The organism is Hymenobacter aerilatus, from assembly GCF_022921095.1.
In the GTDB taxonomy this organism is placed as follows: domain Bacteria; phylum Bacteroidota; class Bacteroidia; order Cytophagales; family Hymenobacteraceae; genus Hymenobacter; species Hymenobacter aerilatus.
This window is the reverse complement of the sequence record NZ_CP095055.1, coordinates 1-3,986: the sequence shown is the minus strand read 5'-3', so window position 1 is coordinate 3,986 and position 3,986 is coordinate 1. Positions and strand designations below refer to the sequence as shown.

At 54.3% G+C, this 3,986-nt stretch carries 5 protein-coding genes; all 5 read right to left on the bottom strand.

The features are described from left to right. Positions 1-460 precede the first annotated feature (460 nt). Positions 461-790: a DMT family transporter gene (locus tag MUN82_RS22230; protein WP_245097810.1), complete on the bottom strand. Its 330-nt coding sequence runs from the start codon at positions 788-790 to the stop codon at positions 461-463. A gap of 81 nt (positions 791-871) precedes the next feature. Then, a complete protein-coding gene (locus MUN82_RS22225; protein WP_245097808.1) occupies positions 872-1,168 on the bottom strand; it encodes a hypothetical protein in 297 nt (98 codons plus the stop codon). A gap of 37 nt (positions 1,169-1,205) precedes the next feature. Next, positions 1,206-1,817, bottom strand: a complete 612-nt coding sequence (locus MUN82_RS22220; RefSeq protein ID WP_245097805.1) for a RepA protein — start codon at positions 1,815-1,817, stop codon at positions 1,206-1,208. Between the two features lie 245 nt (positions 1,818-2,062). Continuing rightward, positions 2,063-3,385: a MobV family relaxase gene (gene mobV, locus MUN82_RS22215; RefSeq protein ID WP_245097815.1), complete on the bottom strand. Its 1,323-nt coding sequence runs from the start codon at positions 3,383-3,385 to the stop codon at positions 2,063-2,065. Positions 3,386-3,585: 200 nt separating this feature from the next. After that, positions 3,586-3,837 (bottom strand): hypothetical protein, encoded by a 252-nt coding sequence (locus MUN82_RS22210; RefSeq protein ID WP_245097812.1) that lies wholly within the window; start codon positions 3,835-3,837, stop codon positions 3,586-3,588. Positions 3,838-3,986: the final 149 nt, after the last annotated feature.

The window sequence follows — 3,986 nt, the reverse complement described above, 5'->3', positions numbered from 1 at the left end:
GATAGGTTTTCTCCGGCATTTTCCCCGCCGCGCTGTCTGTCTCTTGCTTCCCCACTGCCCCCTAAACAGCGCGGCGGGGCCTATGCCTGAAAACCAAAAAACCACTCAGCAGAGGGCGAACCTTCAACGCTGAGTGGTATCTGAGCTGGGCCAGCAGAGGGCGAACCTGCAACGCTGGCTGGCGCGTCTGGGGGCTGTTCTATTCCTGGCCGGTTGCTCCTCAGCAGAGCCGGTTACGCTTCAAACAGCCCCCAAACTTAAGGTCTATTTCCCTTTTGTTCATGATGACACGAGGTACGGCCCATAGTGAATGCCTAATTCGGAGTTTACGAAACTCATCTCCTCGGCACGTTTCGTAAACTTTGATTCGTAGACGAGTTTCTTAAACTCGCTGGGCGCTGCAATGGCCTATGAGCACCTGGTGCCGGGCAGTTGTCAGGTGTTCACGGAAAGGAGCATTTTAATGGGCACTGGTTTTCGAAAAGAGGTTCATAATTAGCACTCCCGCGATAATGAGGGCGATTCCAGCAACGGCGGGTCCGTCCAAGCGCTGTTTGTAGAGGATAACTCCTATGGCTGAAACTAACACAATGCCGACGCCGGACCATGTTGCGTATGCAATGCCCACCGGGATACTTTTTAAGGCGAAACTCAGAAGGTAAAAGGACACCCCGTATCCTGCCACAGTGAGTAAACTTGGAAGCAGAAGGGTGAACTGATTCGATGCTTTCATCGCACTAGTGGCAATCACTTCCGCGACGATGGCCAAAAACAGAAAGATATATTTCATATAGCCTCAACCCGTGGTCAGCTTAAGTGTTCGGCGTAAAGCCAGTTCACGAAAAGGGTGGTTTTGGGTCACCTTACTATTTCATTTTAGCCTCTCATTGATAAGCGTAATAATTTGCGCAAAGCCCTGATTTACCTGTTGTTTCAGTTCGGTTTGTCCTTGTTCCAATCTAGCTTGCCCTTCTGTCAACTGCTGCGTTTGGGTAAGTAAAAACTCGATGTTATCGCTCTGGGTGGTTAGCGAGTTGGTGACAACTACAGTGAGCTGTCTCACTTGGGCCGACACCCGCTCTACTTTGGCGGCCGTTTCGTCCTGTTTAGCAAGCATTTCGCTAATAACAGGTTCTAATTGGTCTAGTCGTTGTTCCGGGCTGGGCATGGTGCTAAGTAAGAAAATTTTAGGGTCTTGACTTGGACTAAAGTTGATTGCTGCTGGCAATCTCACGCAATTGCTCTAGGCTGGGGTTGAATGGTAGGGCAAGCTGACTAGGATTTCTACCAGCTATCTGCTTGCGAACGTAGCTTTTAGCAAAGGTCACCCTACTGCCATTGAACATTATTAGAGGGTTGAGAAAGTAGATTAAGGGGTCAGTGCTACGGGCTATCAGGCCAGCTCCAACCAACTCAGCTAATCCACTGATTACAAGTCCTCTGCTTTTATAAAGGGTGAATTTCATACACTCAGGAGCAGAAAAGTAAAACTCATCACGTCCTGGCCGGAGTTGTCGAAGAACATAGGTAAACACCCGAATGCCGCGTGGACTAAGCTCCCAAAAATTGAGTAGCCCACCTAGAAAGACTTTCGCAAACTGTTCATCGTCTACCTCAATTTCTCTAACAAACAGGCTTTCAGCTACCTTCTCACCATTATTATCGATTACCCAATACTTATTCTCCCCATCTTTTGTCTTGGGTGGTCTGATGGCCTGGCGTTTTTTAGTGGTGCTAATCTCTAGCACTGCCTTTTCTGAAAACGGATTATTCTCATTCTCAGGGTAATCCGTTATTTTTTTGTACCAGGTTGACATCGCAAAATTGATTTTTGATGCCCAAAGCTATACTATAAAAGTTGAAAATACAGGCCAGTTTTAAAACAAGATGCTGTAGTCTTTACAATGGCTCATTGTAGAAACAAGGCTAATTTTTCAACATTGATAAAATGAGGTCGCGGAAAAGTACAAAACACCTGTTTGAAGGTTTCAAACGGTTGTTTGAAAGTTTCAAACAGACCCCCCTTGATAATCAGCGAGTTATGATACTCTGCTCTTAACTCTTACAAAAGCCCCCGCCCAATGCAATTGGCGGGGGCTTTTGGGCGTCGTCTGGTTAGTCTCCCATGCTCACGCCTCCCCGGCTCTGACTTTTGCTCTGAGCCAGGTCGTGCTGCGCGGTGCGGTGCACGGCCTGGTCGTAAGCCTCCTTCATTGACACCCCGCCCGGCTTCAGCTCGGCCAGCTCGAACCGGCTGCCGGTGGCCGTGTGGCGCAACTCGCCCTGTTTGGTGGTCGCGTCCTCCCGGTAGGTGTACCCTGGGAGCTTTTTTAGTTGCTCGGTCAGGTCGCCCGCTTGGCGGATAGGGGCCTTTAGGGCTTGCTGGACGTGTTTTTTCGGCCTCGGCCTGCATACTGGAGCGAATCTGCTGGCCGTACGCCAGCACTTTCGCTGGCAATGTCTCGCCCTGGACCGCGAGCACGGCCGCCCGCTTGAATCCTCCCTCAAACAATTCCCGGCGGCCGATTTCCTTCGTTTTCGTGCCCTCTACGCTCGCCAACTGCCGGGCAAGGGTCTTTTCCCGGTCTTTGGCGCCGGCGCTGTCCTGCGCGATGCTGGCCGCCTTGCTGGCCCGCTCGTTGGCCGCGGCGAGCTGCCGGGTCAGCTCCGCGTTCAGCCGGGCCTCCTGGTCGGCCCGCCACTTGCTCAGGTTGACCAGGTCCAGTCCGCTCGGCCCCTCGATGCTCAGGCGCGTGGCCGGCTCCGGCTTGGTCAGCGTGGCCAGCTCGCCCCGGCTCCGCTCCTGGGCCCCGTAGACGTGGCGCATGACCTCGTGCTTGGCGCGGCTGTGCTCTACCCCGCGCTCCATCCCGAACGGCTTCATGGCCTCGGCGTACTCGGTTTGCAGGGCGCGCAGGGTCTTCGGGTTGAACACGTCCTTGGCCGACAAGCGGCCGTCGGCCGTGAGGGGCACAACGACCGCGTGAAAGTGGGGGGTTAGCTCATCCTGGTGCAGGGTGCAGCTCACCACGTTTTGCTCCCCGAACTTGCCCTTCAAAAATGCAATATTGGCCTCGGCCCACTGGCTGCCGTGCCAGTCGTGCGGGGTTCCATCGTCCTGGCGCTTGAACGCTTCCGGACTGGCGGTCAGCAGCACCTCCACCCCGCGCACCGAATCATGCCGGACTTTGGCGCCGGCCTCCTGAATGCGTTCGGTGGCCAGCTCCCAATAATTGCGCTCGGCCGTGTTGATGTACTCCCGGTTGAGGGGTTTGCGCTCGGTGTCGGCATTGGGCGTTTCGCGCTGCCGGTAGTTGTGTGCGGTCTTGGCCGCGCCCGCCTGGGCGGTCTTAATCTTGGCAACTCGGCAAATGGCGTAAGGCATGGGGCGGTGGGGAAAGGGACTAAATACTGCGTAGGGCCGGCTGCAAGCCCCACACCGGACACAGTCCGGTATAGTGGGTTATACCGTTGTTTTTCTTGCGCGGTTTTGGGCCGGTTATTTACGCTTATTGCTTACGCTAACGGGTCAATTCTAGGGTACATGATGGGCAAAACTTACGCTTATCACTTACGCTAATACCCTTATTTACTGCTCTTGATACGTTTCATTCGGGTGGCCTGGGCGTTCATTTCCTGCTGCTCGTTGTACCGTACCTTCTCGATGATGGAGTTATTCGCTACTCCGGCCCACCCCTGCACCAACGCCCGCAAACGACTGAACGCCTCGGCTGCCGGCAACCCCTCAACCTGCACCAGTGCTTCCGTGGCTGACCGTCCGACCGCTACCAGTTTATCCGCCAAATACCGCTCGTCCCCGTTTGCTGGCTTCCCCATGCCTCCCCCCGCTTGACGAGCTGGTGCTGCACCACCCGGCACGAGGTTGAGCAAAACCTACCACCTCGGCGCTTCGGCTCATAGTCCCTTTCCGCATTTCTGGCATTGTGTTGTCATAAGCGAAAATACAAAATACTCCCCGTTCCGGG

Excerpts from the sequence above, each read along its gene's own strand:
- MUN82_RS22230 (WP_245097810.1), bottom strand. The coding sequence starts at position 790 with ATGAAATATATCTTTCTGTTTTTGGCCATCGTCGCGGAAGTGATTGCC.
- mobV (WP_245097815.1), bottom strand. The coding sequence starts at position 3,385 with ATGCCTTACGCCATTTGCCGAGTTGCCAAGATTAAGACCGCCCAGGCG.
- MUN82_RS22210 (WP_245097812.1), bottom strand. The coding sequence starts at position 3,837 with ATGGGGAAGCCAGCAAACGGGGACGAGCGGTATTTGGCGGATAAACTG.
- MUN82_RS22225 (WP_245097808.1), bottom strand. The coding sequence starts at position 1,168 with ATGCCCAGCCCGGAACAACGACTAGACCAATTAGAACCTGTTATTAGC.
- MUN82_RS22220 (WP_245097805.1), bottom strand. The coding sequence starts at position 1,817 with ATGTCAACCTGGTACAAAAAAATAACGGATTACCCTGAGAATGAGAAT.